At 58.6% G+C, this 25,938-nt stretch carries 26 protein-coding genes and 1 tRNA gene; 13 read left to right on the plus strand and 14 right to left on the minus strand.

The features are described 5' to 3' along the window. From ftsZ to GRI35_RS06420, 9 genes are all read left to right on the plus strand, one after another. A complete protein-coding gene (gene ftsZ, locus GRI35_RS06385) occupies positions 1-1,716 on the plus strand; it encodes a cell division protein FtsZ (protein ID WP_160613388.1) in 1,716 nt (571 codons plus the stop codon). Positions 1,717-1,957: 241 nt separating this feature from the next. Next, the gene (locus GRI35_RS06390) at positions 1,958-3,721 is read left to right on the plus strand and encodes an SPOR domain-containing protein (RefSeq protein WP_328598425.1); all 1,764 of its coding nucleotides are present in this window, start codon (positions 1,958-1,960) and stop codon (positions 3,719-3,721) included. A gap of 152 nt (positions 3,722-3,873) precedes the next feature. Further along, positions 3,874-4,380: a type III secretion system chaperone family protein gene (locus tag GRI35_RS06395; protein ID WP_160614789.1), complete on the plus strand. Its 507-nt coding sequence runs from the start codon at positions 3,874-3,876 to the stop codon at positions 4,378-4,380. 26 nt (positions 4,381-4,406) lie between these two features. Then, entirely contained in the window at positions 4,407-5,225 is an 819-nt protein-coding gene (locus tag GRI35_RS06400) for a pyrroline-5-carboxylate reductase family protein (RefSeq protein ID WP_160613390.1), read from the plus strand. A 111-nt stretch (positions 5,226-5,336) separates the two neighbouring features. Continuing rightward, positions 5,337-6,083, plus strand: a complete 747-nt coding sequence (locus tag GRI35_RS06405; RefSeq protein WP_160613391.1) for a Bax inhibitor-1/YccA family protein — start codon at positions 5,337-5,339, stop codon at positions 6,081-6,083. 166 nt (positions 6,084-6,249) lie between these two features. After that, positions 6,250-7,434, plus strand: a complete 1,185-nt coding sequence (locus GRI35_RS13700; RefSeq protein WP_202390523.1) for a hypothetical protein — start codon at positions 6,250-6,252, stop codon at positions 7,432-7,434. Between the two features lie 58 nt (positions 7,435-7,492). Beyond that, positions 7,493-8,548: a GTPase ObgE gene (gene obgE, locus GRI35_RS06410; protein ID WP_160613392.1), complete on the plus strand. Its 1,056-nt coding sequence runs from the start codon at positions 7,493-7,495 to the stop codon at positions 8,546-8,548. Positions 8,549-8,603: 55 nt separating this feature from the next. Further along, the gene (gene proB, locus GRI35_RS06415; RefSeq protein WP_160613393.1) at positions 8,604-9,737 is read left to right on the plus strand and encodes a glutamate 5-kinase; all 1,134 of its coding nucleotides are present in this window, start codon (positions 8,604-8,606) and stop codon (positions 9,735-9,737) included. Next, on the plus strand, positions 9,734-10,648 hold the full coding sequence (locus GRI35_RS06420) for an NAD-dependent epimerase/dehydratase family protein (RefSeq protein WP_160613394.1): 915 nt from the start codon (positions 9,734-9,736) through the stop codon (positions 10,646-10,648). Before proB ends, GRI35_RS06420 begins: the two co-directional genes overlap by 4 nt. Here the strand turns inward: GRI35_RS06420 and GRI35_RS06425 are convergent. From GRI35_RS06425 to GRI35_RS06465, 9 genes are all read right to left on the minus strand, one after another. Beyond that, entirely contained in the window at positions 10,645-11,433 is a 789-nt protein-coding gene (locus tag GRI35_RS06425) for a phosphoadenylyl-sulfate reductase (protein ID WP_407985155.1), read from the minus strand. The genes GRI35_RS06420 and GRI35_RS06425 overlap by 4 nt on opposite strands. Position 11,434: 1 nt before the next feature. Further along, entirely contained in the window at positions 11,435-11,899 is a 465-nt protein-coding gene (locus tag GRI35_RS06430; RefSeq protein WP_160613396.1) for a DUF934 domain-containing protein, read from the minus strand. Continuing rightward, positions 11,892-13,520, minus strand: coding sequence for a nitrite/sulfite reductase (locus GRI35_RS06435; protein ID WP_160613397.1), 1,629 nt, complete (start codon positions 13,518-13,520; stop codon positions 11,892-11,894). The genes GRI35_RS06430 and GRI35_RS06435 overlap by 8 nt, the downstream gene beginning before the upstream one ends. Position 13,521: 1 nt before the next feature. Further along, on the minus strand, positions 13,522-13,818 hold the full coding sequence (locus tag GRI35_RS06440) for a DUF2849 domain-containing protein (protein ID WP_160613398.1): 297 nt from the start codon (positions 13,816-13,818) through the stop codon (positions 13,522-13,524). Then, the gene (gene cobA, locus GRI35_RS06445; protein ID WP_160613399.1) at positions 13,815-14,573 is read right to left on the minus strand and encodes a uroporphyrinogen-III C-methyltransferase; all 759 of its coding nucleotides are present in this window, start codon (positions 14,571-14,573) and stop codon (positions 13,815-13,817) included. Before cobA ends, GRI35_RS06440 begins: the two co-directional genes overlap by 4 nt. Before the next feature lie 124 nt (positions 14,574-14,697). Then, complete coding sequence (locus GRI35_RS06450) at positions 14,698-15,930, minus strand: mechanosensitive ion channel family protein (protein ID WP_235900152.1); 1,233 nt, start codon at positions 15,928-15,930, stop codon at positions 14,698-14,700. Beyond that, positions 15,927-17,132, minus strand: coding sequence for a cystathionine beta-lyase (metC, locus tag GRI35_RS06455; protein WP_160613400.1), 1,206 nt, complete (start codon positions 17,130-17,132; stop codon positions 15,927-15,929). The genes GRI35_RS06450 and metC overlap by 4 nt, the downstream gene beginning before the upstream one ends. Beyond that, on the minus strand, positions 17,129-17,977 hold the full coding sequence (locus tag GRI35_RS06460; protein WP_160613401.1) for a sulfurtransferase: 849 nt from the start codon (positions 17,975-17,977) through the stop codon (positions 17,129-17,131). The genes metC and GRI35_RS06460 overlap by 4 nt, the downstream gene beginning before the upstream one ends. Before the next feature lie 27 nt (positions 17,978-18,004). Beyond that, positions 18,005-18,727 (minus strand): hypothetical protein, encoded by a 723-nt coding sequence (locus GRI35_RS06465; protein ID WP_235900347.1) that lies wholly within the window; start codon positions 18,725-18,727, stop codon positions 18,005-18,007. 19 nt (positions 18,728-18,746) lie between these two features. On the opposite strand from GRI35_RS06465, the gene GRI35_RS13925 reads away from it, so the two are divergent. Both GRI35_RS13925 and queF read left to right on the plus strand, forming a co-directional pair. After that, on the plus strand, positions 18,747-19,310 hold the full coding sequence (locus tag GRI35_RS13925; RefSeq protein WP_268894021.1) for a hypothetical protein: 564 nt from the start codon (positions 18,747-18,749) through the stop codon (positions 19,308-19,310). A gap of 58 nt (positions 19,311-19,368) precedes the next feature. After that, complete coding sequence (queF, locus tag GRI35_RS06475; RefSeq protein ID WP_160613404.1) at positions 19,369-19,839, plus strand: preQ(1) synthase; 471 nt, start codon at positions 19,369-19,371, stop codon at positions 19,837-19,839. A 13-nt stretch (positions 19,840-19,852) separates the two neighbouring features. Here queF and GRI35_RS06480 read toward each other — a convergent pair whose 3' ends face one another. The 4 genes from GRI35_RS06480 to GRI35_RS06495 all read right to left on the minus strand — a co-directional run bounded on the left by GRI35_RS06480 (position 19,853) and on the right by GRI35_RS06495 (position 23,148). After that, positions 19,853-20,644 (minus strand): hypothetical protein, encoded by a 792-nt coding sequence (locus tag GRI35_RS06480; RefSeq protein ID WP_160613405.1) that lies wholly within the window; start codon positions 20,642-20,644, stop codon positions 19,853-19,855. Positions 20,645-20,822: 178 nt separating this feature from the next. After that, a tRNA-Thr gene (locus GRI35_RS06485) sits at positions 20,823-20,898 on the minus strand. Positions 20,899-20,941: 43 nt separating this feature from the next. Continuing rightward, positions 20,942-21,829, minus strand: coding sequence for a hypothetical protein (locus tag GRI35_RS06490; protein WP_160613406.1), 888 nt, complete (start codon positions 21,827-21,829; stop codon positions 20,942-20,944). Beyond that, on the minus strand, positions 21,826-23,148 hold the full coding sequence (locus GRI35_RS06495; protein ID WP_160614791.1) for a replication-associated recombination protein A: 1,323 nt from the start codon (positions 23,146-23,148) through the stop codon (positions 21,826-21,828). The genes GRI35_RS06490 and GRI35_RS06495 overlap by 4 nt, the downstream gene beginning before the upstream one ends. Positions 23,149-23,271: 123 nt before the next feature. On the opposite strand from GRI35_RS06495, the gene GRI35_RS06500 reads away from it, so the two are divergent. Then, positions 23,272-23,880: a PadR family transcriptional regulator gene (locus tag GRI35_RS06500; protein ID WP_235900153.1), complete on the plus strand. Its 609-nt coding sequence runs from the start codon at positions 23,272-23,274 to the stop codon at positions 23,878-23,880. 84 nt (positions 23,881-23,964) lie between these two features. Further along, entirely contained in the window at positions 23,965-24,429 is a 465-nt protein-coding gene (locus GRI35_RS06505; protein ID WP_160613407.1) for a hypothetical protein, read from the plus strand. 3 nt (positions 24,430-24,432) lie between these two features. Here the strand turns inward: GRI35_RS06505 and GRI35_RS06510 are convergent, their stop codons facing one another. Beyond that, the gene (locus GRI35_RS06510; RefSeq protein ID WP_160613408.1) at positions 24,433-25,581 is read right to left on the minus strand and encodes a glycosyltransferase family 4 protein; all 1,149 of its coding nucleotides are present in this window, start codon (positions 25,579-25,581) and stop codon (positions 24,433-24,435) included. Between the last annotated feature and the right edge of the window lie 357 nt (positions 25,582-25,938).

The raw sequence follows: 25,938 nt of genomic DNA on the forward strand, positions 1-25,938 counted from the left end.
ATGAGCATTAATATTGGCCCCGCAGCATCTGACGAGCTTCGCCCTAAAATCACCGTAATCGGTGTTGGCGGCGCGGGCGGCAATGCCATCGCCAACATGATCGCGGCGGAGATCGAAGGCGTCGATTTCATCGTCGCCAACACCGATGCGCAGGCGCTTAACACAGCGGCGACCGACGCACGCATCCAGCTTGGCCCCGATATCACGGGCGGCCTTGGCGCAGGTGCGCGTCCTGAAGTCGGCAAGGCAGCCGCAGAAGAAACGGTATCTGAAATTGAAGACGCGCTGGATGGCGTGAATATGCTGTTCATTGCTGCCGGTATGGGCGGGGGTACAGGCACCGGTGCAGCCGCGGTGATTGCCGAAGCGGCGCGTCGCAAGGGTGTTTTGACCGTGGGCGTCGTCACTAAGCCATTCTTGTTCGAAGGCACGCGCCGGATGCGCGCGGCGGAAGCCGGTATCGAAGAGTTGCAGAAGCACGTCGATACGCTGATTGTTATTCCTAACCAGAACCTGTTCCTGGTCGCGAAAGCCGACACGACTTTCAAGCAGGCCTTCGAGCTGGCTGACGAAGTTTTGCAGCAGGGCGTTCGCTCAATCACCGATCTGATGGTCATGCCCGGCCTCATCAATCTCGACTTTGCCGATGTGAAATCGGTGATGGAGGAAATGGGCAAGGCAATGATGGGCACCGGCGAAGGAGAGGGCGAGAACCGCGCACTCGAAGCTGCCGAGCGCGCTATTGCCAACCCGCTGCTTGATGGCGTGTCGATGCAGGGCGCGAAGGGGGTCATCATCTCGATCATTGGCGGCGAGGATATGAAGCTTCTCGAAGTCGACGAGGCTGCCAATCATATCCGCGAGCTGGTGGACGAAGATGCCAACATTATTTGGGGGTCGGCATTCAATCCTGACCTTGACGGCAAAATCCGCGTTTCGGTCGTCGCGACGGGTATCGAGGCAGGTTCTGGCGTGGTTGATGCCAGCGGCGAAACACATTCGTTGTCGCTCGGCGCATCGCGTGCGCCCAAGCGTCCGGTTCTCGAGCTTCCCGAAGATGAGGAAATTGAAGGGGAAAAACCTGCGACACAGCCAGCAGCCTTTGCCGGTTTGGATTTGAGCGACGAAGTCCATGAAGATGTTGAGGAAGACGACGGCGATGTCGATGGTATCGTAGATCCGCTCGCTGGTTTGCGGCAGGATATTCCGGAACCCTATGAGCCAGAGGAAACACAAATTGCCGATCCTGCTGATGACAGCGCGCATGCCAATCCCGCTGATGGTGGCGGATTTGCGAGCGACCCGGAATCTGAAGGGCAACAGGAAGAGCCCGACTGGGGCGATGACCCTGAAGTGGCGGCTGATGATGAACCGCTGGATTTGAATGCAGAGGCAGGCGGCGATGCTGACGCTGCGCCTGCAGAAGCAGCGGAAGGTTCGTCCGCACAGGATGAGCTTCTTTTGAACGCAGATAAGCTGGCCGAAGAAGACGAGCCCGTGCAGTCTCCAACTGGCAAGCGTCGCGGTCTGGTCTCTGGCGGAGATGGCACTGGCGGCGGTGCCGGTGCCGGAAGCACATTGTTCGAACGCATGGCCAATCTCTCACGTGGCTCACATTCTTCGGATGAAGACGGGGATGAAGATGAGGACGAGGACGACAAGGATGGCGGGGCGCTTAATATTCCGCGTTTCCTAGGGCGTCAGAACAACCAGTAATCGCATAATCGGGCCGGTTGACGGTCAGTTCGGTTGCGGTTCAGCCGGATGCGCCCATATCCAAAGCGTATCATTTGGAACTGCGCGTAACTGGCGCAGTGTTGGAACGGACATTATGCCAGTCTCGGTCGAAACTTTATCGACGAAAACCGGATATCGCCGCATAGCGCGGTGTCTTCAGCTATCTGCATTGGCGCTGGCCGCTGGCTTGGTTGCGGCGCCGCTTCATGCGCAACAATCCGTGAACACGGTCTCGCAGCCGGTGGTTCAGCCCTTGCCGTCCCCGGATGTTATCCGTCTCAACACCGCGCTCAGGAGCCTGTCGCGCAATTCGCAAAATGTGAATGCGCTGATCGAGGCGGGTGAAGCGTCGCTTGCGGTCGGCGATATCGACGCGGCCATCGGCTTTTTCGGCCGGGCAGAAGAGCTTTCTCCCGACAATCCGCGGATAAAGGTGGGTCTGGCAGGCGCCTATGTCCGGCAGCAACGACCGATAGAAGCGCTCGCATTGTTCGACGCGGCGCAAGCAGCCGGCGCATCCACCGGATCTCTCGCGGGTGATAGAGCGCTGGCTTACGATTTGGTTGGCGACAATAGCGCAGCGATGGGTTTTTATCGGCAGGCCCTGAGCCAGAATGACGATGCCGAAACGCGCAGACGCTTTGCGCTGAGCCATGCGATCGCGGGGGACCGCAGGGCATTCGAAGCGGTGCTGGCCCCTCTGATCGAGAAGCAAGATTTCTCCTCCTATCGAACCCGTGCGTTCGGCCTGGCAATCCTGGGCGACGAGGAGGAGGCGATTGCCATTGCCGAGGCCGTGATGCCGCAGAATCTCTCTGCCCGGATTTCGCCATATCTGCGCTACATGCCGCGTCTGACCAAGGCCCAGCAGGCTGCAGCGGCCAATTTTGGCGCGTTCCCGCGTGCCGCACAGATTGGCCGAGATACACCGCAAATTGCGCAATATACGGGGAACAATGCCGCTGCGCGCAATACTGATGCGCGCCTGGCCCCACAAGGTGAGCCTCTCGGTCCGCGCGTTGACACAACGAGCCCGCGCCGCCGCCCGGATCGTGGACGCAGCGCGTTAAAGGACACCGCTCAACCGCGAGGGAGCGAGGCCCGAGCAGCGCGGATTACGCGTGCGAACCGGACAGCAGCGTCCGATCCATCATCCCGGACAGTGCCCCCGCGCCGCGTAATGGCGCGCCGCGACACGCCTGCTGACGATTCGCGTGCCTCGATTGGAGTTCCTGAGGTCGCTACGGAGACGCCCGCATCGAGTCCGCCGTTACAGGCAGCCGATCCAGCCGGCAGCAAATCGGGTGAATTGACGCCGAGAGAAGTAGTAACGACACTGCCCGCAGCAACGGTTGCTCAATCAGCTAGGATCGCTTCGGTCTCTGGCGTCGCACCAACGCCGATAGAGCGAGTTGATACCGCGCCTTCGTCTGCCGGGCCATCACCTGCTGCGTCGCTGCCTTCGCCGGGCTTTGATCTGGCAAAAGTCGCGGAGAATCGTGTGGTGACGTCCGATGCGCTCGCTGGCACGCCGGTAGGCGCGGTCGATGCCGAAGAAGAGGCAGAGGCCAAGAGCGTCGCCGACGCGTTCGCAAGCTTCGCGGAGGCCCCACAAAGGCGTGCGACACCCACCGGCGGCGTTGATATCACCAAGATCAAACCGCCGCGCGAAGTTGAGAAGAAGCCGGAGCCCAAAGCCGAACCCAAGGCGCCCGAGCATCCGCGCCGCTTCTGGGTGCAAATTGCCACTGGCCGGGACCGCAGTGCGCTCAAATTCGACTGGCGGCGGATCAGCGGGAAGGCGCCCGACATATTGGGCGATCTTTCGCCCTTCGTAACGTCATGGGGAGAGTCGAATCGTTTGCTTGCGGGTCCGTATCCCAGTGCGAAAGCCGCACGTAATGCGATGAATTCGCTGAAAGAAGGTGGCGTAGACAGCTTTACGTTTACCAGCCCTGAAGGGCAGGAAATCGATACGCTCTGATCGAGCTTGTCGATCAATCTGAGCACCGCAAGAATGCTTTTGCACAAGCTTTGAACAGGCAAGATGACTTCTCCCCAGCGCTAGACGGGCAACAGATTGCGCTTGCCGCGTGGGACCTGCATCTCGGCACTTATGCGGAACGGCACCCCCAGATGAGAGCGACAACGCACACTTTGTCAGCCAATGATGACGCTGCGCCGGTAGATATGTTGGCGGCATTGTTCGAGGCGCGTGGGTGGCCGTTCAAGGCAGAATCCAAGGAAGAAATTGCCGGTGAGATCCAAGGCAGCTGGGCAAAGTATCAGCTGCGGGCAATTTGGCGCGCGGAAGACAACGTCCTACAACTGCTTTGTCTGCCCGATGTGCGGGTTGCCAAGGAAAAGCGCAGCGCGGCGGTTGAACTTCTGGCACTGGTCAATGAGCAGATATGGCTCGGTCATTTCGATGTTTGGTCAAAAGGCGGCGTGTTGGTATATCGCAATGGCGCGATGCTGGGGTCAGACGGGATGCTCAGCCTCGATCAGGCACAGGCGCTGGTTGAAACGGCAGTCGAGGAATGCGACCGGTTCTATCCTGCATTTCAATTCGTACTGTGGGGCGACAAATCACCCGATGATGCTCTCGAAAGCGCTCTTGTAGATACCTCGGGCGAGGCTTAGCTGATAGCCTCATAAAAAGGCGTGCTATGGCATTCGACAAAATTTTGATCGTTGGGTTCGGCACCATGACTGGTGCGATGGTGGAGGGGTGGCTTGCCGCCGGCAGCGATCCTTCGCGCTTCGAGGTCTACCATCCGCGAACAGGTGAAGTTGCGCACGGGCTGAAGGTTCATAATAAATGGCCGACAGGACATTTCGATGCTGTGCTGCTGGGTGTGAAGCCACATATGGTCGATGATGTCGCAGAGGGCCTAGAGCCCATTTTGGGACCAGATACTGTTCTGATTTCAGTTCTCGCTGGTAATGAATTGGAGAGCTACACATTGCGGTTCCCGCGCGCAGCCGGAATTGTCCGCTTTATGCCCAATCTGGCGGCGGCGCTGCGTAAATCGCCCAATGCGCTGATCGCTGCCGGCCTGTCAGACGAGCATCGGGATGCTGTCACTCAGCTCGCCAGCGATATCGGCACAGCGGAGTGGCTTGGGAATGAGGCGCATTTTGATCTGGTCACTGCACTTGCCGGATCGGGTCCGGGCTTTGTTTATCGGTTCACCGATGCACTTGCGTCGGGAGCAGCCAGCCTCGGCCTGCCGGAAGATCAGGCGGCCCGCCTCGCTGTTGCTATGGTGGAGGGGGCCGGGGCACTTTCGGCCGCATCGGAATATTCCCCGAAAGAGCTTGCCCAGCGTGTCGCCAGCCCTGGCGGAATGACGCAAAAAGGCCTTGATGTGCTCGATAAGAGCGGCGCTTTGAATGCTCTCATGACCGAGACTTTACGCGCCGCAAGAGACCGCGGAGCCGAGATGGCCGAGGCTGCACGCGGCGAAAATCGGAAAAATGGTTAATTTTCAGCGGCAGTGAGAGTCCGGTTTCCCTTGAAAAATGGCGAATAAACACCGATATTGATGTCAGAGCCGGAGCCTATCGGGGTTTCGGAATAAGGAGTTTGGATCGAAATGGCTAATTGGAACGAACCTCGGGGCGATCGCACCGACTTCGGTACGACGCCGGGTAGTTATGGCGAAGTCGCCGATAACACCGTAATGGATCAGGGCCTGCGCAAGCATATGCTCTCGATCTATAATTACATGGCATCAGGCGTGCTGCTGACAGGTATTGTCGCGCTCGCTGCTGTTGCGACGGGCGTAACTCAGGCGATCTTTGGGACTGGCCTCTGGTTTGTGGTCGCGCTTTCTCCACTGGCTTTTGTCCTGTTCATGAGTTTTGGTGCAAACAAGTTTAGCGCCGGTGCCTTGCAAGTGATGTTCTGGTCGTTTGCGACAGTGATGGGCGTGTCGATGTCCACCATCTTTCTACAATTCAGCGCTGATTCCATTGCGGTGACATTCTTCGCAACAGCGGGTGCGTTTGCGGGTCTCAGCCTGTGGGGATACACCACGAAGAAAGACCTGTCCGGCTTCGGCAGCTTCCTGATTATGGGTGTCGTCGGCCTGATTATTGCATCGCTGCTTAACGCATTCCTGATTGGTTCGCCCGGTCTGGAACTGGCGATCGCGGCGATTGGAGTGCTGATTTTCGCGGGTCTCACAGCTTATGATACACAGCGCTTGAAAGCTGAATATTTCCACTTCCGCGGCACCGAATGGGCGCAGAAGTCGATCATTCTCGGCGCGCTGAGCCTGTATCTCGACTTTATCAATATGTTTATGTTCCTGCTGCGCTTTCTGGGAAGCCGCGAATAACGAACTGTCGCATATTTGACTCACATGAACGTGCCCGGGATGCCAATTGCATTCCGGGCATTTTCTTTGCGCCAAGCAAAGGTTAGGGTTCCTCTTCATACCAGCGTAAGGCAGGGTGTGGGAACGTATCGAACGGATACGGATTATCGGCTTTGGAGGGCCCTGAATGTTCGCGACGAACAAATCTAAAATCCGCCTTGTATCGGCGGTAATCGGCTTAACAATGCTGGCTGGCTGTGTGACACCGCCGCCTCCGCCACCTCCACCACCGCCGCCTCCGCCACCTCCACCGGTTGTTAAAGTGATACCGCCGCGTCCGGTGCCACCAGGAAGCGCGGCACTCGGCATGTATATCCCGCCGCGCGGCAGCGACGGTTTGCGCCGGACTGTTAATTACGGACTGACAAAGCCGCAAACGCTGTGGAATTTGCGTTCTGCGCTCAACGTTGCCGCGCTCAATTGCCTTGATCCGCAATATGCTTCAATCCTGCCAGCTTACCGTACTTTGTTGGAACGGCACCGGAACAAGCTGCGCCGTACTAGTGACTCGATCCTTGCGCAGTATCGTGAGGACTACGGCAGATCCTATCGTGCGGAATATGATGGCTATATGACGCAGGTATATAATTACTACGCGCTACCGCCAGCAAAGGGACAGTTCTGTCGAACAGCTACGCAGATAGCCAACGACTCGCTAGCGGTGGAAGTCGGTCAACTGGAGCTGTTTGCGAGCATCAATTTGCCCCGTATCGAGCAGGTGTTCGACAATTTTTATTCATCATATGAAAAGTATCAAATTGATGTGACCGAATGGGACGCCGAATATGCGCCCAAGCCTGTCCCCGTTGTCGCGAGCAGCGTGGGCCAACTCGTTCCGGCGCAGGATGTTGACCAAGCAACCGGGATGGGTGCAACCCAGACAATGGGCCCATCGCCAGTCGGCCCGTCCACCGCGCCGGATGCGACGATTTACACGGTCGATGTTCCGCCTTCTGCTTCGACCGCATCGGCCATCACGCCAGCGCCGGCCACGTCGCCGCCCGCTGGTACAGTTGGCACGATGGCGACACCGAATATCGCCTATCCCGCAGTCAGCTCGGTCGAGCCGAGTGCTGCCGATCCGTCGATCACTCTGCCATCACCAAGCGAACCCGTTGCGATTTTGGCACCGGATAGCGCGGGTATAACGCCCGGCTTCACGCTGTCGCAGGATCCCGCGAGCACCGATGTGACAGTGCCTGCTCCGGCGCCTTCGACCCAACCGGTCTTTGTGAGCAATCCTGTTGTTCAGCCAACACCTGACGAAGAGGAATCGGGTGGTGGCGATGATGTCGGTAAAGGTATCGAGTGATCTGATCGAGATGTGTGACTGCTAGCCAATCACGGCCAATGGTCCTAAAGGCGCGTCCATGCACTTTCTCGACCAAGCCAAGATATACCTGCAGTCCGGCCAAGGCGGCCCGGGGGCTGTTAGCTTTCGGCGTGAGAAATATGTCGAATATGGCGGCCCGGATGGCGGCAATGGCGGCAAAGGCGGCGATATCATTTTCGAGGCCGAGCAAGGCCTGAATACGCTGATTGATTTCCGCTATGCGCAGCATTTCAAAGCCAAACGCGGCGGCCATGGTATGGGCCGCGACCGCACAGGTGGCGGTGCGGATGATCTGGTCATCAAAGTACCGGTCGGCACGCAGGTTCTGTCGGAAGACAAGGAAGAGATTCTCGCTGACTTCACCGAAGTAGGGCAGCAGGTTGTGTTTCTTGAAGGCGGCAAAGGTGGTCGCGGCAATGCGAGTTACAAAAGCTCGACAAATCGTGCGCCTCGCCAGCATCAGCCTGGGGAGCCTGCCGAGGAAATGTGGGTCTGGCTGCGGCTGAAACTGCTTGCCGATGTCGGCCTATTGGGCCTGCCCAATGCGGGTAAATCGACTTTCATCAACCAGATCACCAATGCCAAGGCCAAAGTCGGCGCATACGCCTTTACCACGCTGGTTCCCAAGCTCGGCGTGGTACATCACAAGGGCCGCGAGTTTGTGATCGCGGATATTCCTGGTCTGATCGAGGGCGCATCCGATGGGGCGGGGATCGGCGACCGGTTCCTCGGCCATATTGAACGCTGCCGCGTGTTGATCCATCTGGTCGATATCGCCGGACCAGATCCGGCAGAAGCGATGAAAACGGTCCAAGACGAACTTGCCGCGCATGGCGAAGGCTTGGTCGACAAACCACAGCTCATTGCCCTCAACAAGACCGATCTGGCCGATGGCGAGCTGGTTGCGGGGTTCGCAGAAGAACTCGCACAAGCGGGTGCAGAGCGCGTGTTCGCTGTGTCCGGCGCTACAGGTGATGGGATGGAGGAATTACTGAACGCAGTCCTGTCCTACCTGCCTGATCGCACTTCGACAGAGACCAATGCAGCTGAAGAAGAAACGGTTGACGAAGAGAAGCCTTGGTCGCCCATTTGATTTCTAATCACCGGCGCGCTTCTAAAAACATCTGACGCACGTTACGCTGCTTGCCATGACAATCGACACTCTTGGCGGATTAACCAATTCGGATCAGTGCAGCACGCTGGTCCTGAAAATCGGATCGGCGTTACTGGTCAATGCTGATGGCGACCCGCGCCGCGCGTGGCTTGACGGGTTGGTTAGTGAAATCGCAGAAATGCGCGCGCGCGGGCAGAATGTCATTGTCGTTAGCTCGGGCGCGATTGCGCTTGGCGCGGCCCGGTTGAAAATGCCGAAGGGCGGCCGGGCTAGCCTGTCGGATGCACAGGCTTCGGCTTCGGTGGGCCAAATTGCACTCGCCAGGCTTTGGTCCGACGTGCTCGAAGGGCACGATATTCCTGCGGCACAGATGCTGGTGACGCTCGACGATCTCGAAGAACGAAAACGCTATCTGAACGCTTCCTCGACATTGTCGCGCTTGCGTGAGGCGGGGGTAGTGGCCGTGGTAAACGAGAATGACAGCGTCGCGACCGAAGAAATCCGTTTTGGTGACAATGATCGGTTGGCTGCACGGATTGGGCAGGCAGCGGGTGCGGATGCTGTTCTGCTGCTCTCAGATGTTGATGGTCTGTATGATCGCGACCCGGATGAAGCTGAAGCGAAATTGATCGCAACGGTAGAGGGCGTGTCGCCAGAGATCATCGCGATGGCGACCGTGGAATCGTCGTCTGGCATGGGTTCCGGAGGGATGCTGGCGAAATTGCAGGCTGCTCGTATTGCGGAGCGTGCGGGGATCACACTGGCAATCATCAATGGTACGCAAGACAGACCGATCGCCGCAGCGATTAAGGCGGACCGCGGAACGCTGTTTCTACCGCAACGCAGTGATACGGCGCGCAAAGCTTGGCTTGGCGGAAGGTTGGCCCCCGAAGGCGTACTGACCGTAGATGGGGGATGTGTCGAAGCGCTGGGGAACGGTGCAAGCTTGCTTGCTGCGGGTCTGACCGAAGTAGAAGGGGAATTTGAACGCGGTGCCCTTGTCAGCATCCATGGCTCGAAAGGAGAGCGGTTGGGGCAGGGGCTTGTCGAATATTCCGCCGATGAATGCCGTGCGATCCTTGGCTTGCGCGAAGGTGATCAGGCGGCGAAGCTGGGCTATACGCCGCGCGCCGCCGTGGTCCATCGCGACCATATGGTGCACCTGTGACCAGAACCATCGCAATCACGGGTGGAACCGGCTTTGTCGGGCAGGCGGTGCTTGATGCGGTGGCGCGTCAAGATACTAGCGTGCGAGCGTTGGCCCGAAAGGTGCCCGCGGATCGACCCACCGTCGATTGGGTAGAAGGCAATCTTGCCGACCATGCTGCGCTTGGAAAACTGGCAAACTGCGCGGAAGCGATGATCCATATTGCCGGTCTGACTAACACGCCCGACCCGGTCGAATTTGAAGCTGCCAATGTCACCGGTACACAGGCCGTGATCGATGCGTGCAAAGCGGCGAAGGTTAGCAGGCTCGTGTTTGTATCGTCACTGTCCGCGCGAAAGCCTGAGCTGTCGCACTATGGCGCGTCGAAGCTCGCCGCCGAGAAACTGGTTGAAGCGAGCGGCTTGGACTGGACCATTGTCCGCCCGCCCGCTGTGTATGGGCCGCGCGACAATGATATGTTCGAACTGTTCAACAGCGCGCGGTTTGGGGTGGTTCCCTTGCCTCCGGGCGGGGCGACATCGCTAATCCACGTCGATGATCTGGCGAAGCTGTTACTTGCTCTGGTCCCCTCGTCATCCAAGGTCCGGCGGAAAATGTTCGAGCCAGATGATGGCCGCGTCGGCGGTTGGTCGCACAAGGAAATGGCGCAGGCTATTGGTGAAGCGATGGGGCGAAAAGTGTTTACGCCGCATTTTCCGAAATTTGTCCTGTCGAGCGCCGCGAAAGCGGATCGATTGCTGCGCGGCGATAAGGCTAAGCTAACCGCGGATCGGGTTGGCTATATGTGTCATCCCAACTGGGTTGCGCGGACAGATAAGGCCGTTCCGCGCGACGTGTGGATGCCCACGATTCCGTCACGCGAAGGGCTGAAATCGACCGCTGATTGGTATCGCAAGCAGGGTTGGTTTTAGAACGCCGGATCGAAACCGGGCGGCAGCTCGCCATCCTCGCCGACTGGGGTGTGGATACCGCATTCGGTTTTGTCCCAACCTTTCCAACGGCCAGAGCGCGGGTCCTCGCCCGGCGCGACTTTGTTGGTGCAGGGTCCGCAGCCGATTGACGGATAGCCCTGTTCCACCAGCGGGTGACGCGGCAGGTCGTGTTCTTCGAAATAGGCTTGGATATCGTCAGCAGTCCAATCGATCAGCGGGTTGATCTTGAGGCGGCCTTGAGAGTCGGATATATCCACTTCAAATCGCGGCAAATTGGCGCGCGTGGCGGACTGAAAAGCCTTCCTGCCTGTCAGCGTCGCATCAAAATCGGCCAGCGCGCCCGCAAGCGGAATAACCTTGCGAATTTCGCAGCAGCCGTCCGGATCATAAGACCAACGCAGTCCGGTTTCGTCCTTTGCGGCGAGCGTTTGCTCGTCCGGTGTCAGATTGCGCAGATTGGTCAGGCCGAACTTGCTGACGATCTCGTCGCGATAAGCCAATGTGGCGTCAAAATGCTTGCCCGTATCGAGAAACAGCACCGGAAGATCGGGCGCGACTTCGCTGATAAGATGCAGTAAAACAGCGCTTTCCGCGCCGAAGCTGGAAACTGTCGCAAGATCGCCGACCATATCGTCTTCGATCATATTGCGCAGCATTTCGTGCGTATCCTGCCCGCGGAACATCCGGTTCAGGCGAACAGCATCATCATCGGAAAAGCGTGGCCCCGTATCGATGCGATCTATGTCTCTGGCGATGGCGCGCATATCATTCATGGTGCCTGGTTCCGTGACGGATGTTCCAGATCGGGTTCCGCCCATCGGTGGTCGCTTGATAGACCTCGGGCCATGTGTCGAGAGCGGCCTGTGCGTCCGCCTCGTTCATCGGCACATCGGGCTGGAACGCATCAAAACCGCAGCGGCGCATATTGTTCAGTTGATCGACGAGAACATCGCCGACCGCGCGGATTTCGCCCGCGTAGCCCGCCTCGCGCAGGATGCGCGCAGCCGAATAGCCGCGACCATCGCCGTAAACGGGGAAGTTCACTTCGACGAGCGCAATACGGTCCAGATGTGGCAGCAAATCGCGCGCATCATCGCCCGGCTCAATGCGAACAGCGGATGAGTTGGATTGCTCTAGGAATGAGTCGACCGTCACGCTCGCATGATCGACCATTTCATCATCGCGGAAGCGGAATTGAACGCCATCAGGGCTTGTTCCCAAATCAGTCATAGAGAGCCTCCTTGAAAGGGGCCATGCCGATGCGATTATAAGTATCGAGGAAGCGCTCCCCGTCCTCCTTTTGCGCAAGGTAAACGTCGGTCACGGTCTCGACCGCGTTAATAACACCTTCTTCATCGAACCCGCGTCCGGTGATTTTGCCGAGCGCGGTGTCCTCCGCCTCGCTGCCGCCGAGCGACAATTGGTAATTCTCGACGCCTTTCTTATCGACGCCGAGTATGCCGATATGGCCCGCGTGATGATGCCCGCAGGCGTTGATGCAGCCGGAAATCTTGAGCTTCAACTCGCCCAATTTGTCCTGTTTGCCGCTCTCGGCAAAGCGCTCGGAAATCTTCTGCGCCAGCGGGATCGAGCGGGCATTGGCAAGGCTGCAATAGTCGAGACCGGGACACGCGATAATGTCTCCAATCTGGTCGAGATTGGGGGTGCCGAGGTCTGCGGCATCCAGCTTGGTCCAAAGCGCATGCAGATCGGCGATTTTCACATGCGGCAGGACGATGTTTTGCGTGTGCATCACGCGCAGTTCGTCAAAGCTGTATTCTTTGGCGAGGTCCGCCATCAAATGCATTTGCTCAGCGCTGGCATCGCCCGGAATGCCGCCGACGGGTTTCAGGCTGATCACTGCACTGACATAGCTGTCATGCTTGTGGCGATGCGTATTGCGGTCGATCCAGAGCGCGAAATCGGGATCGCTGCGATCAACGGTTTTCACGCCGTCTTCAAATGCCGGATCGGCGAAGTAGGGCTTGATCCGTTCAAGTTCGGCAATCGGCGGTTCGATGCCTTGCTCGAGCAAATGTGCGAACTCTTCCTCGACCTGACGCGTGTATTCTTCTGCGCCCAATTCATGGACGAGGATCTTGATCCGCGCTTTGTACTTATTGTCGCGCCGGCCATAGCGGTTGTACACACGCAGGCAGGCTTCGGAATATGTGATCAGCTGATCGAGCGGAACAAATTCGCGGATATTGGGCGCGATCATCGGAGTGCGGCCCATACCGCCGCCGACATAGAAGCTCGCACCGATCTCGCCGCCACGCTCGACAATCTGGATGCCGATATCGTGCAGGCGCATCGCCGCGCGGTCGGTATCGCTGGCGATCACCGCGATTTTGAATTTGCGCGGCAGATACATGAATTCAGGGTGGAAGCTCGACCATTGTCTGAGCAACTCGGCGTAAGGCCTTGGATCGACCAGCTCATCCTGCGCAGCGCCCGCGAAGTGATCGGACGAGATATTGCGGATGCAGTTCCCGCTGGTCTGGATCGCATGCATTTCGACCTTGGCCAGATCGGCAAGAATATCGCCTGCATCTTCCAGTTTGATCCAGTTGTACTGGATGTTCTGCCGCGTGGTAAAGTGCCCGTAACCGCGGTCATATTTGTCCGCAATATCGGCTAGCGCGTGCATCTGCGTGCTGTTGAGCGTCCCATAGGGGATCGCGACACGCAACATATAAGCGTGCAGCTGCAGATAGAGCCCGTTCATCAGCCGCAGCGGCTTGAACTGGTCCTCGCTCAATTTGCCTTCGAGGCGTCGCTGCGCCTGATCGCGAAATTCGGCAACGCGGGCATCGACCATCGCTTGGTCGTATCGGTCATATTTATACATGCTAAATTACCCACTCGCCGATATCGGGATCGGCCGGTTTGAGGGTCAGGTCGGGTCGGACGGTCGGGCCGAGTGCGCGGACGCGGTCCTTTATGTGCGCAGGGCGCACACCGTTATCGTCTTGGGTTGCCTCGATGGAATAGGGAACATTGACGCGGCGGGCGGATTCTTCGCGCGCCATGATTTCGGCAGCTTGATCACCGACATCGACGGCATTGTCGACATGCGCGGACCAGCTGACGCCATCCCACCACACGACCGCGCCTGTTTTGAGGTCATTGCCTGTCAAGATAATCATCGTGCGGCCTCCATCGCCACGTAAGCCACGGCTTCATTGGCGCGCGCTGTCACTTCGCCGATTACAATCAACGCAGGGCTCACGATCTCCTCGCGCTCGACCAGATCGGGCAGTGCAGCAAGCGGTCCGCGCAGGACCCGCATTTCAGGGCGCGCTGCGTTCTCGATAATGGCCACGGGCATGTCGGGCGTGAGCCCGTCTTCCATCAGCTTCTCGGCGATCTGGGGAGCGGTTTTGACGCCCATATAGATCACCAGCGTACGGTTCGGACCGGCTAGACCAACCCAGTTCTGATCCTTCAGCCCTTTGCACTGTCCAGCAACGAAACTGACGATGCTCGCGCTGTCGCGATGGGTAAGGGCAATCTGTGCAGCTGCTGCTGCACCATTGGCCGCGCTGATACCGGGTACCACTTCGACCGGGACACCGGCGGCGTAGCAATCTTCCATTTCCTCACCGCCGCGCCCGAACACGAACGGGTCGCCGCCTTTGAGGCGAACAACATCACGGCCAGCCCGGGCTTCACGAACCAGCAAACCGTTGATCTGATCCTGCGGAAGAGTGTGTTTGGAGCGCTTTTTCGCAACCGAAATAAGCGTCGCATCGGGCCGCGCCATGGCGAGGATTGCCGGATCGACCAGACCGTCATGAACGATCAGCGATGCCGATTGCAGCAGCCGAGCCGCGCGCAGCGTCAGCAGCTCCGGATCGCCCGGACCCGCGCCGACGAGATAGACTGTACCTGTTTTTTCCATCAGCCCGAAATGGACCCACCATTAGGCTATCGCCAGCTAGAATGGATGTCAGTGCAGGAAGGAAACTTATTGAAAGCGGATGTAACCAATCAGGAAGTTCAGCTTTTGTGCGCCGTCGCGTGGACTATTTCTTGTCGCCGTCATCTACGCGCTGCGCAATGGCTGCAACCAGCTGGTCCATCTGTGCGCTGCCGCGAATGTTGAGGTCGCGCTGCGGGAAGGGGATTTCGATACCGCTTTCCTGAAACAAGTCCCACAACCGTTTGAGAACTTCCGATTTGATATTGCCGATGCCGCCCTCGGGGTCGGTAATCCAGACCTGGATGACGAAATCTACCGAGCTGTCACCATACCCGTCCAGCCAGCATGTGGGTGGGGGCGATTTGAGCACCCGGTCGCAGTCCTTGGCTGCTTCCAGCATCAACTTCTCTGCCAGCTTGATATCGCATTGGTACGATACCCCGACGGGAATTTGCATGCGCACGTTTTTGGACGAATATGACCAGTTCTCAACCTGATTGACCATCAGGTTCTCGTTTGGAATGAGATATTCCTTTTGATCGCGCGTGGTAATCGACACAGCGCGAATACCGATTTTGCGGATCTGCCCGAAAGTCGTGGCGCCGGCCTGATCGGCGACCGCGATAACGTCACCAGGTTTGATCGACTTGTCCATCAACAGGATAATACCCGCGATCAAATTACCGAAAGTTTTCTGCAGGCCGAAACCGATTGCCAGGCCGAATGCGCCGGAGAATACTGCCAGGGCCGTCAGGTCGATACCAAGTAGATCGATACCGAGAAAAAACGCCGCGCCCCAAATTGCAATGGTGGTGAGCTTTTCTGCCAAAAGCCTCTGTGTATTGTCGAGCTTGGTCAATCGCCTGAGCAAAGAGCCGCAAAGCCTGGTCGCACCCCAAGCCAGCGCAATGACGAGGAAAATAACCCCGATCACGACCAGCCCGTCCCACAGCGAGATCCGCATATTGCCGACGCTGACCGCCATGGCGTCAAGCGTGTCGACCATGCTGCCTAGCGTTTCGCTCTGTTCGCTGACCGTGTCCTTGATATCCTCTGCCGCGCCTACCGCCTCGGTCGGTTCCGGTTCAGGCGCTGCTACTACGTCAGGTACTGCGCTTAAGGGTTCACCGGTTTCAGGATCAATCAGAGGTTCACCGGTTTCGGGGTCGAGCATTTGTGCAGGTTGCGGCGCGGGAATACCCATCAATTGTTCGCCATCTGCGTTCAGTAGCGGCTCGCCAGTTTCAGGATCGCGCAGTGGGACAGGCGTTGGCTGGGCGTCTGCGCTGCCTGTTGCTGCCGGTGTCGGCTGAAGGTTTGCAGTAGCGGTCGTCATGAATTCTCCATCACGGCAAAGCCCAGTTCCAGATCGGCAATCAGGTCTTTGGGGTCTTCCAGCCCAATCGCTAGCCGAACGCCGAGATGTTCGCCAGTGCCCCATTCGGCGGGTGGCCATGCGGATGCCGACCGGTTCTTGGCTGGATCGAACGGAATGGCGAGGCTTTCATACCCACCCCAGCTATAGCCGATATCGAACAGTTTTAGCGAATCGACCAATCGCGCGCGGGCTTCAGCGTCGGCATTGGCGAGGGTAAAGCTGAACAATCCGCATCCGCCGGAGAAATCGCGCTTCCATAAATCGTGACCGGGTGCTCCGGGCAGCATCGGGCACAGAACGCGCGACACTTCGGTGCGGGTTTGCAGCCACTTTGCGATTACAAGAGCACTTTCGGTGGTCCGTTGCAGCCGCAGCTCCATCGTTCGTACACCGCGCAAAACCAGCGCCGTATCATCGGGTGACACGACCGTGCCAAGCCGCTGCGCGGAAATACGCAGTTTACGATACAGCTTCTCGCCCGCAGAGGCGCTGCCCATCAGCACATCGGCATGACCGCCGGCGTGTTTTGTCAGTGCAGTAATCGATATATCGCAGCCATGCTCCAGCGCGGGAAAACCAAGCGAGCTCGCCCAAGTGTTGTCGATCAGGCTGACTGCGCCATTTGTGCGGGCAATCTCTGCCAGCGCAGGGATGTCGCACACTTCTATAGTCAGGCTGCCGGGGCTTTCGAGCAGCACTGCCTTGGTCCGCTCACAAAACAGTTCCGCATAGCCGTCCAGATCGAGCGGATCGAAGAAGCGCGTCTCTACGCCCATATTCTTCAGAACCGTATTTGCGAGTGCGCGGCTGGGATCATAGGCGTTGTCGGTCATCAACAGGACATCGCCATGCTTCAGGACCGCCAGCAGCGAATGTGACAATGCAGCCAGTCCGCTAGGATACAGCATCGTCCCGAATGCGCCGGGCTCCAACTCGGTCAGCGCATCGGCCAAAGCCCATTGGGTCGGCGCTCCGCGTGTACCGTAGTGAAATTGGCCGTCCTCATTGGGATGACCGGCTTTCAAATCTGCGCAATCTTCGTAGAAATGCGTGCTGGCGCGCCAAACCGGCGGATTTACAACGGGGCCTGTCCATTCGCGGCGGCGACCAGCACCAACGAGGCGTGTGCCGAGGCCTTTGTCGTTATCGCTGTCGCTCATTGCGCAGGCCCTGTTTCCTTGGGTGTATCAGGGTCGGTGCCCCATTCGCCCCAGCTGCCATCATATAGCGCGGTATCGGGGTGGCCGAGCAATTCCAGTGCGAACAACACAACAGAGGCGGTCACGCCGCTGCCGCAGCTTGCGGTGATCGGGCGGTCCCAATCGAGACCTGATGCATCGACCACTGCTCGCAGTTCTTCCGGGTCTTTGAATGTCCCGTCATCGCGCAGCAATTGAGCAAAGTGCAGATTGCGTGCGCCAGGGATGTGACCACCGGCAAGACCGTGGACGGCATCCTCGATCTCTGCAGTAAAGCGGCCTGCATCGCGCGCATCGACCACTTGTTCTGCGCAAGTTTCGCAATTGGCGAGCATATCGGCTTTGCTGCGCACATTGGTGCGGTCATCCTGCGCTGCGGAATAGGCGGAAGAGGATATTTTCGCAGCGCCGCTTTGAGTTGGTAGGCCTTCGGCTTTCCACTTGGCGAGGCCGCCATCGAGCACCGCGACATTTTCGAACCCGAAGATCTTGAAAATGAAATAAGCGCGGCAGGCTGTGCGCAGAGCGCTATCATCATACAGCACCACGCGGTCGGTCGCGACCACGCCTAATTCGCTAAGGCGCTTTGAAAACTGCTTTGCAGTGGGCAGTGCTGCTGGGACGGGCGAGTCCGGGTCCTTCAGCGTCGGCAGGCCGAGATAGCGGGCGTTCTTGATATGCTCGTGCGCGAATTCCGCCTCCGGATCGCGTTCTGCTGCGGGTAAATGCGCAGACGCGTCCAGAATGACCAGGTCGGTTGCACCGAACGCATCGGACAACCATTCGCTTGAAACCAGAATATCCATACCGTCTGACTAGCGGTGTCGCTGCGATCAGTCGAGTAGGCGCAACCCGATATTGCGGTAGGTCTGCGCCATTTCGTCAAGCCGGAAAGGTTGCAGTTTGGCACCGCGCTCGGGAGGTTTGATGCCGACAACGAAAGTGCAGATTATCGGTTCGACCTCGGGCGCCTCGACGCGAAGGCGTAGCAGCGGGACATAGAGCGTCGCACCGCGCTGGGTAATTGGACGGATCGCGTTGACAGGCAGGCTGAAGCTGCCTTTGACTTCATGCGTCCCGCGGCCTTCAATCGCGGCGATAAATGCCGTTTCGGCCAATTCGGTTTGGGTATCGGCAACTTGCTCGCTCACCGGGGCACGGCCATGCGCTGTGACCATATCCGCCTTGATTGAAATCTCGCTCAACGGCTGGTTCTGGAGATTCATCAGCTCCAGCCGGTACGAAATCGTGGCATTCATCAGACTGCGGCTGAGGGTCAGCGCCTGCGCCTTGATTTGCAAAGTCGACTTGGTGCTTGCCGGTGTGTCGAGACCTGCAACCAGCGGAGCTTCGGCGGGTTCGGCCTGTTTCCTTACTGGTTCCGGTTCTGGCGGTTGTGAGTGCGGAAGAGGAGGCAAATTGGCAGACTCGGTCGTCGTTCTGATCCATTTGGATGGCGGCTCGATTTCCGGTACGCCAGCCGTTGCCGGTTGGCGCTGACGCCAGAATACGAACAATCCGCCGATAGCGATGAGCAACGCTGCCAAAGCAGCCATCCACAAGGCGATACCGCTCGTGGCTGTTTCGTCTCCGGGAGCGCTTTGGGCTTCGGCTGGCGCGGGTGGGGTCGGCAGAGCGGCCGTAGGATCGAATTGCAATTGGTCAGCGGCGCTCGGTGCCGAGCTGGCTGGAGTAGCGGTAGGTGAGGGGGCTGATGCCACTGGTGTCGGCAAGGTCGCGGCAGGCACGCTTGTGGTGCGCTGCGCCGCCGGTGTTGCTGCTTGTGCTGGTCGCGCAGTAGGCTGCCGCGTTGGTGCAGGTGTTGGCGTCGATCTGGGAGCGGGACTTGGAGCGGGCCGTGTTGCTGTCGGTGCAGGAGCGGGCGTTGCCGTCGGAATGACCCGCGGCCCGATGGGAACTGGACCCTCGGTATCGACCGGACCTTGGACTTGCGCGGTCGGTGTCGGGGTAGGCGTAGGCAGCCGGAAATCGGGCACCGAAGCAGGTGCACCTGATACGGGCATAGCAATCGCGATTGCTGTCAGAGAGGCGGCAGTTCTAAATTTCATGTTCGGATTAAGGCTGTCCAGCCCCGGACTTATTGGAGACTCATTGGGGGCGGCGCTGAATAGTCACTGAATTCGCGATATACCACAGGTGACTTGTGCGAAAGCGTCGATCACGGCATCAGCGCGGCATGAGTGACACAGTTTCAAATGATTCCAGCCCGCAATTTCTAGGCCAGCAAACGCCGCTTCCTGCATCACCTGAGGAGGCGGTGCTCGATTACGTGCCCAATCCGCGTCCGGGAGCGCTATATTTGACACGGTTCGCTGCACCCGAATTTACGTCTTTATGCCCCGTGACCGGGCAGCCCGATTTTGCGCATCTGGTGCTGGATTATGCGCCGGGCGAGACGATTGTGGAATCAAAGAGCCTTAAGCTGTTCCTCGGCAGTTTCCGCAATCACAACGGGTTCCATGAGGATGTAACGGTTGGCATTGGCCAGCGGCTGGCGGAGGAAATGAAGCCGCGCTGGTTGCGCATCGGTGGCTATTGGTATCCGCGCGGCGGAATCCCGATTGACGTATTCTGGCAAACCGGCGCGCCGCCGGAAGGACTGTGGGTGCCCGATCAGGGTGTGCAGGGGTATCGCGGACGGGGCTGATCCGCGGGCAAGGTCACTTTTTAACCCGCCAATCGCGGGCATAGGTAGACTCTTCGTGATATTTGCGCTGCTTCGCCGCAGCCTGTTCAGCCAGTTCTTCCGGAGTTGAGGCGCGCGCGGTGGTTTGCTTGAGCAGAGCATCGCGCTTGATCGGTATACACTGCGCAATCGGCGTGCCTGCGGGCAGGAGATGCTCGCCAGTCGGGCCGGTCCACACGAAGGGGATGTTCACTGTCGTATCGAAGCGGTCACAATCGACCATCCCAGTGAAACAGGTGAAGGGTAGATCGGGACGGCTCAGCGGCTGCGCGAATAGCACTGAATACCCGTCAGGCACCTTGATCCGCCACGGATTGATAAATTTCAGCGGCATCGTGCTTTCAAACGGAGGCTCTGGTGCACCGATCTGGGCGGGGTGATGCTGTTCAATCGGCTGGAACGGTACGTCGGGTGCCCAACCCATCTGGATCGACACACGGTCCTCGGGAATATGCAGCTGCACATCGAACGGCAGCGGGATCATATAGCCAAGCGAGAATGTGTCGGTGACGGGTAGACAGGCCTTCACGGTCAAACCGGGCAGCCCGTTCGCATCTTTCATTCCCATTTCGCGGTCGAGCCGCTTGAACCATTCGGGCGCGGACCGGATCGAGCGCTCCGGCGCCGGAATTTTGCCAAGCAATTCAGGATCACACAGAAACTCGATTGTGTCGTCTGGAGCAGGGCCGGTTGGTTCCGGCGGAGGTCCCGGTTCGGGCGTTTTGTCCGTCTGGGTAAAGCCGAAGCTCACTTTGAAATCTGACATCACACGCTCCGATTCACCGAGCCGCTGGGATGTCCGAAAAGCAACATTCTTGCAAGAGAGGCCCCGAACCTTCGTTGCGGCAGCCAGAGCGCGACCGCGCGACGCGCGGTTAGTGCGGACGCCTAAGGGAGTGGATGCGACCGCCGGCGCTTGAGGCAAAACAAACAGGAAAAATGGATGGTGCCGGTTGCACGATTCGAACGCGCGGCCTGATGATTACAAATCAACTGCTCTACCAACTGAGCTAAACCGGCCCATCATCTGCACGATCATGTGACGTGCGGCGCGCCCTTTGACTTAAAATGCGCCGAAGGTCCAGCCCTCAGTTGCAGCAATTTCAGATGAGAGGCCCTTCGGTGACCACAAATCGCGGTTTTCGGCTACTTTACGGAGCCACGCTGCGGTGAGGATCGCGTCCGAACTGTGGTCATCAATCGGGCCATGCGATGCAGTTGATGGCGAATCGAGCGCTGCCAATGCTGCGTTGAGTTCACCACAGTCGCGTATCTTGCTGCGACTGGCCGAGCGACCTGCAGCTATAGCTGCAAGGCCGGTGTAGATTTCGACGATGACCGAGCCGGTCCCCGGCAGCGGATCGATTGGCCAGACGGGGAGTGCGCCGTTCAATTTGTGCAGCATCCGCATCCCGGTGAGGCTGGATTTGCCCACCTGTGCCGCGCCGACAAGGTTGAAGTTGGAGTAGGGCTTGCAGCCCATCGCCTGTTGCGCACGTTCGGTCACGCGGAGACGGCCGCGTTTGTCGGGCGCGTCAGGCGTGTGGAAGCGGTCGCCTTCGCGGCCACCATGGCGGCGGAAGAAGTGCGATAACTCCGGATGATCGACGAAACTGCTCGCTTCGAGATTCGGGTCATCGGTACAGATGTGGTCAATCAAAGCCCAAAGTTCCTTTGCGTTATCGGGACTATCGACCCAGCCGGGAAAGAACGCGCCGCAGTCGGCCCAGGGCAAAGATATGCCCAGATCCATTCCCACCAGCGTATCGGCAGGAAGATCATCGCGGAGGATGCCGAGCACTTCTTCGCGCGACCACGCCGTGTCGCGCTGTACCAAAGCGGGCGCGCCGCCGTCGATTGCGCAAAGGGCAACGGCAATGCCCTTTTGCCGCGGCCCGGTGGCACCCGACCAGTCTATCGCACAGAAATAGTCGAAACGCCGCGGCTTCATTCGCCGCGCAGTTCCTGCCGCTTGCGGTCCCACCATTCCATCCGCTCGCGCACTTTACGTTCAAAGCCGCGCTCGACCGGTTCGTAATAGGTCTGCGGTTCCATTTCCTCCGGCCAGTAATTGTCCCCGGAGAAGCCGTCTTCGGCGTTGTGATCGTACGCGTAATCCTTGCCGTAGCCGATATCCTTCATCAATTTGGTCGGCGCGTTGAGGATGTTTTGTGGCGGCATCAGACTGCCGGTTTCCTTGGCGGCTTTGAACGAAGCCTTTTGCGCGGCGTAGGCGGCGTTCGATTTCGGCGCGGTCGCTAGATAGAGGCAGGCCTGCACAATCGCCAGCTCGCCCTCCGGACTCCCCAGAAATTCATAGGCATCTTTGGCTGCAAGACATTGGGTGAGTGCCTGCGGATCGGCGAGGCCGATATCCTCGCTGGCAAAGCGCACCAGTCGGCGCAGGACGTAAAGCGGCTCTTCGCCTGCCGTCAGCATCCGCGCCATGTAGTAAAGCGCGGCCTGCGGGTCTGATCCGCGCAGGCTTTTGTGCAGCGCGCTGATAAGATTGTAATGTCCGTCACGATCCTTGTCATAGACGGCAACGCGGCGCTGGAGGAATTTGCCAAGGCCAGCCGGATCAAGCGGCTCGCGAATATTGGCGGCGTATAACGTTTCCGCCTGGTTGAGCAGGAAGCGCCCGTCACCATCGGCTGATGCGACCAATGCGTCTTTGGCTTCGCCTGTGAGAGGGAGGGTGCCCTCTAGTTCCTCTGCGCGGGACAGAAGTGTAAACAGTGCATCCTGATCGAGCCGTTGCAGGATGAGGACTTGTGCGCGGCTAAGGAGCGCGGCGTTCAGCGCAAAGCTGGGGTTCTCGGTTGTCGCGCCAACCAGCGTCACTGTGCCGCGCTCGACAAAGGGCAGAAAGCCATCTTGCTGTGCCCGGTTGAAGCGGTGAATTTCGTCCACGAATAGCAGTGTGCGTTGTCCCGCATCGGCGGCTTTGTCGGCTGCGGTGAAGGCTTTCTTGAGGTCAGCGACGCCAGAGAATACTGCGCTGATCGCTTCAAACCGCATACCCACTGCATCGGCCAGCAGGCGTGCCGTAGTGGTCTTTCCGGTGCCCGGCGGACCCCACAAGATCATCGAGGATAGTTTGCCCGCTGCGACCATCCGGCCGATTGCGCCGTCTGCGCCGGTCAGATGATCCTGCCCGACAACTTCATCCAATGCGCGCGGGCGTAGCCGATCAGCCAACGGCGAATCCTCTCTCGGCTGGTCGCGCGCAGGCAGTGGCGGGATGTCATCGGCAAACAGGTCAGTCATTCGTCGGATCAGATAGGCGCTTTGCCGAAGGATTGCATCAGCCACTTGTCAGATTGTCATTAAGATATATCTTAGAGCTATCTTAGCTATATTGAGAGGAATGCTGATATGAGAGTTCACAAGATGAGAAAGATGCGTCGCCGCGGGTTCCCGATTGAGGCCATGTTCGCTTCCGGCAGTTGGGGCAATTGGGGTGGCGATTTCGGCCGAGCCTTTGGAAGCGGAGGCCAGTTCGGTGGCGGTGGTCGCGGCCATCGCCGCAAACGCCGGATGTTCGGTACTGGCGAGCTTCGCCTGACACTTTTAATGCTGATCGGCGCCGAACCGCGCCATGGGTATGAGCTGATCAAGGCCATCGGCGAAATGACCGGCGGGGCCTACGAGCCCAGCCCGGGTGCAGTCTATCCAACGCTGCAAATGCTGGCGGATGAAGGTGTGATCACAGAAGCGAAGCCGAAAAAGGGTGACGAGGCCAAGAAAGCCTTCGAGATCACGCAATCGGGCAAGGAAGAGCTGGCCGACCGTGAGAATGAAGTCGCCAAAATCGTCGAGAAGCTGACCGCAATGTCGGGCAATGAAGAACGCAACCGCGCGCCTGAACTGTTCCGGGCGATGGGCAACCTCGCTGGTGTGCTCAAAAACAAATATCGCACCGGCGGATTTGATGCAGCCGATATCGAAGAGATGGTCGATATTATAGACGATGCCGCCAAGCGGATCGAACGGCTTTAGTTAGCCACTCACCGAGTCGCATTTGGCGCAACTGCGATCTGGTGCTATTTCCCCTCCATCGAATTGGTGGAGGGGAACATCACTATGGGAAGTTCAGCGGAAAACACCGGCAAAGCGCCGTGGCACCTTTGGATCATTGGCGGGATCACACTTTTGTTCAACGGGTTTGGCGCGAACGACTATCTGCAATCCCAACTTCGCAATCGCGATTATATTGAATCGATGATTGGCGGCTACGACATCACAGTCGATCAGATGCTCGCCTATATTGACAGTTTCCCTGCTTGGGCCAGCGCTAGCTGGGCATTGGGTGTATGGGGCGCTGTGGCTGGATCGCTGCTGCTTTTGTTGCGGAGCCGGTTTGCTTTTTATGCCTATGCAATCGCGTTGGTAGGCCTGCTGTTCACTACGATATACCAGTTTGGCGGAGCCATGCCTGAACAATTGGCCGGACCAGGCCAGATGGTTTTCGCAGCAATAATCTGGATTGTAACGCTGGGGCTGGCATATTACGCTCGCCGAATGTCGGCAGCGGGCGTTCTTCGCTAACGCTTATTTCTGACGAGCTTCGATCAGGCGGATATAGGTATCGGCCACCGCTTGGTTGATCGCGTCCCAGCTATATTCGAGGCTGCGTTTTTCACCCGCGGCGCCTTGCTGCGCGCGTAGGCCGTCGTCGGTGCAATAGCGGGCAAGCGCTTCTGCAAAGGCTTCAGCGCCTGTTGGCGGGACCAGCGTGCCGGTTTCCCCATCCAGAACCAGACTTGCCGCGCCGGTCGCGCCGGCTGCCACCACGGGTAGGCCACACGCCATCGCTTCCAATGTCACATTGCCGAACGTTTCGGTGATCGACGGGTTGAAAAAGATATCACCACTGGCCAGCGCGCGGCCTAGATCAGGGCCCGTCTGGAACCCTGCAAAGATACCGCCTGGTAGAGCCTTTTCGAACCATTTCTGCGCCGGGCCTTCGCCGATGACCAGCACCTTGTGCGGGATCTGGCGTTTGCGCAGTTGAACAATGGTCTCGGCAAAAATGTCGAGCCCTTTCTCCATCACCAACCGGCCAAGGAACACGATCGCGACATCGTCGTCTTCGATACCGAGCGAACGGCGCCATGCAAGGTCGCGTTTCTCGGACGCGAATATCGTCCGGTCCACGCCGCGTGACCAGATGCTGATATCGTGATGCATTTCCTGTTCGCGCAAAGTTTCGATCTGGCTTTCCGACGGCGCGACCAACCCGTCGCAGCGTTGGTAAAAGCGGCGGAGCATCGCCTCCAGCCATGGTTCGGTAAAGCCGAGCCCGTAATAGCGCGGATAGGTTTCAAACCGCGTGTGGACCGACGCTAGGATTGGCAAGTGTTTGTCGCGTGCCCAACTAACGGCGCGGTGCGCCGAGACGTCGGGCGAAGACACATGCAGGATGTTTGGATTGAACGCTTCGATATCGTTCTTGACCGCATCAGGCAGGCCAAGCGGGAAGCGGAACTCGCTCCGTCCGGGAATCGCGACCGATGGCAGGCTGACCAGATCGCCTTGTGGTTCAAAGGCCGGTTCGTCGATGGTAGGCGCATAAACGCGCACTTTCGCGCCTTGCCGCAGCAAATACTCGACCAGCCGGTTCAGGGCCTGATTCGCGCCATCACGGACATAGTTATAATTGCCGCTAAACAGGGCGATACGAAGGTCTGACGTCTGCATCGGGAGCGCTTTATAGGCCTGCGGTGCGTTTGGCGAGAGTGGAGTGTTTTGTTTGTTTGGTCCTGCGGGCGCGAGGCATCCGCCTCGCTTGCTTCCTCGCATAAGCTCGGGCTGCCGTGCAGGTGGCCTTGCGGTCCGCTGGTCGCGAACCGGACCATTCCAAGCCAGCTATCTCTCGTACGTGTTTTTGGTCGCGGCAGCCATAGGGCCAAGCGGCCCGCCCGCAGCGGAGCGACCGTCCGGGAGCGAAAGCGAGGATAGCCAAGTGAGCGGATGCGACCGCCGGCGCTTGAGGCTAAACAAACAAAAGACTCCGGCGACTGAGGGGCTAAAACAAACAGTAACCGCTTGACATGG

Source organism: Pontixanthobacter aestiaquae (genome assembly GCF_009827455.1).
GTDB lineage: Bacteria > Pseudomonadota > Alphaproteobacteria > Sphingomonadales > Sphingomonadaceae > Pontixanthobacter > Pontixanthobacter aestiaquae.